Here is a 3095-nt window from a genome sequence, read left to right as displayed (position 1 = left end):
AGCCCGCCGCGCTCGTTGCCCAGGGCTCGGCCCAGCTCGGACCCCGCCATGCCGCCGAGCGCCACAGGAAAACCCAGAGGCTGGCGCTCCAGGAAACGGCGCACGCTCGCCTCCTGATCGATGGCCAAGCCGAGCACCTGCCAGCCTCGCCCGCGGTGCGCTTCATGGAAGCGGTCCAGGAGCGGCAGCTCGTTGATGCAGGGGGGGCACCAGGTTGCCCAGAAGTTCAGCAGCAGCGGCCTGCCCCGGAACTGCGCCGTGGACAGGGGGCTGTCGGACAGGCCGTCGAAGGAAGCCTCCCAAAAACGCGCGGCCGCATCCGCGGCGGCAGGGGCGGGAGCCAGGCGCCGCAGCGCGACGCCAGCGCCCGCCAGGCCAGCCAGGGCCCCGGCGCCCAGCATCAGCCAGCGCCGGGACGCGGATGCAGGGCGGCCGCGGGCAGGTCGTTCGGCAGGAGGTGTCGCTTGCATGGTCGTGTCAATGGCTTTGCCGCCCGGCGGCCGGTGCCGTTTCCTGCTCCAGCAGGCGGCGCACCGCCGCGGCGTCGCCGCGCGGGGTGCGGCCCCGCGCGTCGCGGCGCAGGGCACCGCGCAGGTCATCCAGATCATGCACCAGCAGGTGCACGCCGATCTCCTCGCCCAGCTCGGGCGAGTGGCTCGACAGGCTGAGGGCCTCCACCGGCTCGCCGCGCAAGCCCGAGACAGTGGTGGGCTCATAGCGTACCCCGTGATCGATCAGCGCGATCTCGGCCGATTTCGGGTCGTCACAGAACAATACCAGATAGACGTCCGACAGCCGCGTGGCCGTGCCGTGCCATACGGCCCCGCCCAGATAGGGGCGGAAGGCCTCCAGGCGCTCCATCCAGCGCAGCGCCAGCCTGCGCAGTGCCTCCAGCTCCTGCGGCTGGGTGTCGGCGCAGAACAGGTCGATGTACTCGCGCACCGCGTCCTCGACCAGGTCGTTGTCCGGCAGCGCCGTGCGCGCCGGCAGGCCCAGGTCGCGCACGGCGCGGCGCTTGGCAGCGCCCCACTCCAGCCCCTCCTCGACCGCGAGGCGGGCGGCGGCATGGGCGATCTCGACGGCGACGGGGGGAGCGGGCATGGCAAGGGGCGAGGGCGAAGCAACGCGGCCATTGTGGCGCGGAAGGCGCCGGGCGCTGCCGGCCATGGCATGCACCGCACAAGGGCATTGCCGCCGCCCAGCGGCACCCGGGGATGCACCGCCCCTCCCTAGAATGCGGTCCCATGCACATTCACATCCTGGGCATCTGCGGAACCTTCATGGGCGGGCTGGCGGCACTGGCGCGCGAGGCCAGTCACCGCGTGACGGGCTGCGACGCGGGGGTGTATCCGCCGATGAGCGACCAGCTGGCAGCCCTGGGCATCGAACTGCTGGAGGGCTACGGGGCCGACCAGCTGCGCCTGGCGCCCGACATGTTCGTGGTCGGCAACGTGGTCAGCCGCGCGCGCCTGCCCGACGGCAGCCCGAAGTTCCCGCTGATGGAGGCGATCCTGGATGCGGGCGCGCGCTACACCAGCGGCCCGCAATGGCTGGCCGAGCACGTGCTGCAGGGCCGCCACGTGATGGCGGTGGCGGGCACGCACGGCAAGACCACGACCACCTCCATGCTGGCCTGGATCCTGGAGCAGGCCGGCCTCGCGCCGGGCTTCCTGGTGGGCGGGGTGCCGCTGGACTTCGGCGTCTCGGCGCGCCTGGGGCGGCACGCGCCGGGCCAGCAGCGGCCGCTGTTCGTCATCGAGGCCGACGAGTACGACACCGCCTTCTTCGACAAGCGCTCCAAGTTCGTCCACTACCGCCCGCGCACCGCGGTGCTGAACAATCTGGAATTCGACCACGCCGACATCTTCGACGACCTGGCGGCCATCGAGCGCCAGTTCGAGCACCTGCTGCGCACCGTGCCGCCCTCCGGGCGCGTGGTGGTGAACGACCTCGAAGAAAGCCTGGCGCGCGTGCTGCACCGCGGCTGCTGGAGCCAGGTGACGAGCTTCGGCAGCGCGGCCAGCGACTTCCATGCCGAGGGCCCGGCACACGATTTCGCCGTGCACCAGCGCGGCGCGGGGATGGTGGCGCAGTTGCGCTGGGGCCTGAGCGGCGTGCACAACCAGCTCAACGCGCTGGCCGCCATCGCCGCCGCTGCCCACGTGGGCGTAGCGCCGGCGCAAGCGGCCGAGGCGCTCGCGGATTTTCGCAACGTGCGCCGGCGCATGGAGCTGCGCGGCACGGCTGCCGGCGTCCATGTCTATGACGACTTCGCCCACCACCCGACGGCCATCCGCACCACGCTCGAGGGCCTGCGCCAGCGGGTGGGCGCCGGGGCGCGCATCCTGGCGGTGTTCGAGCCGCGCAGCAACACCATGAAGCTGGGCACCATGGCGGCCCAGCTGCCCTGGGCGCTGGCACCGGCGGACCTGAGCTTCTGCCATACCGCCGGGCTGGACTGGGACGCCGCCGCGGCGCTGGCGCCGCTGGGTGCACGCGGCCACACCGCCGCCGACCTGCCGGCGCTGCTCGCGCAGCTCGGTGCCGCCGTGCGTCCCGGCGACCACATCGTGTGCATGAGCAACGGCAGCTTCGGCGGGGTGCACGACCGGCTGCTGCAGCAGCTGGCGGCGCGGGGCTGAGCGCCCTTCCCCACCCGCCTGGCGTTCAGCGCGCGGTCTCGCGCTCCACGTCCTGCTCGAAGCTGGCCTCCGCCAGCCCGGCTGTGGCACCGACGAGCCCCGGATAGACGCGCACGAAGTCGGCCACGATCCGCTCCAGCGGCATGTCGGAGAAGCTGCCGCGCTGGTGGACATACTCCATGTGGCGGTTGCCTTCCCGGTCGAAGGGGTGGTAGATCGAGTCGGCGCGGCCGTCGAAATCCAGGGGAAGCAAGCCGAAACGCTCGCACAAGCCGATGTTGAAGGCCGGCGTGGCCTTGCGCCAGGCGCCCTCCAGCCACAGGTCGGTGTAGCCGTGCCAGACATACAGGTCGGTGCCCAGGCTCTGGCGCATGCGTTCGGTGCTCAGGTGGTTGCGCACGTCGGCATAGCCCACGCGCGACGGGATGCCGACTGCGCGGCAGGCCGCCGCCA

Annotated in this window: 3 protein-coding genes and 1 pseudogene; 1 reads left to right on the top strand and 3 read right to left on the bottom strand. The window is 72.4% G+C overall.

The features are described 5' to 3' along the window. Both A612_RS11415 and A612_RS11410 read right to left on the bottom strand, forming a co-directional pair. A partial coding sequence (locus tag A612_RS11415; RefSeq protein ID WP_040436702.1) for a TlpA disulfide reductase family protein occupies positions 1-470 on the bottom strand: 470 nt, incomplete at its 3' end. Between the two features lie 7 nt (positions 471-477). Continuing rightward, the gene (locus tag A612_RS11410; protein WP_040436700.1) at positions 478-1101 is read right to left on the bottom strand and encodes a hypothetical protein; all 624 of its coding nucleotides are present in this window, start codon (positions 1099-1101) and stop codon (positions 478-480) included. 143 nt (positions 1102-1244) lie between these two features. Here A612_RS11410 and mpl point away from each other — a divergent pair, with 143 nt between their 5' ends. After that, positions 1245-2642, top strand: a complete 1398-nt coding sequence (gene mpl / locus A612_RS11405; RefSeq protein ID WP_019374609.1) for a UDP-N-acetylmuramate:L-alanyl-gamma-D-glutamyl-meso-diaminopimelate ligase — start codon at positions 1245-1247, stop codon at positions 2640-2642. Positions 2643-2667: 25 nt separating this feature from the next. On the opposite strand, the pseudogene A612_RS11400 reads toward mpl, so the two are convergent. Then, positions 2668-3095, bottom strand: a pseudogene (locus tag A612_RS11400) (transglutaminase-like domain-containing protein); the annotation flags it as partial.

The sequence above is a fragment of the Melaminivora alkalimesophila genome, from assembly GCF_000282995.1.
Classification (GTDB): domain Bacteria; phylum Pseudomonadota; class Gammaproteobacteria; order Burkholderiales; family Burkholderiaceae_C; genus Melaminivora; species Melaminivora alkalimesophila.
Note: the sequence above shows the minus strand (reverse complement) of the source record. Positions and strands in the feature narration are given on the sequence as shown.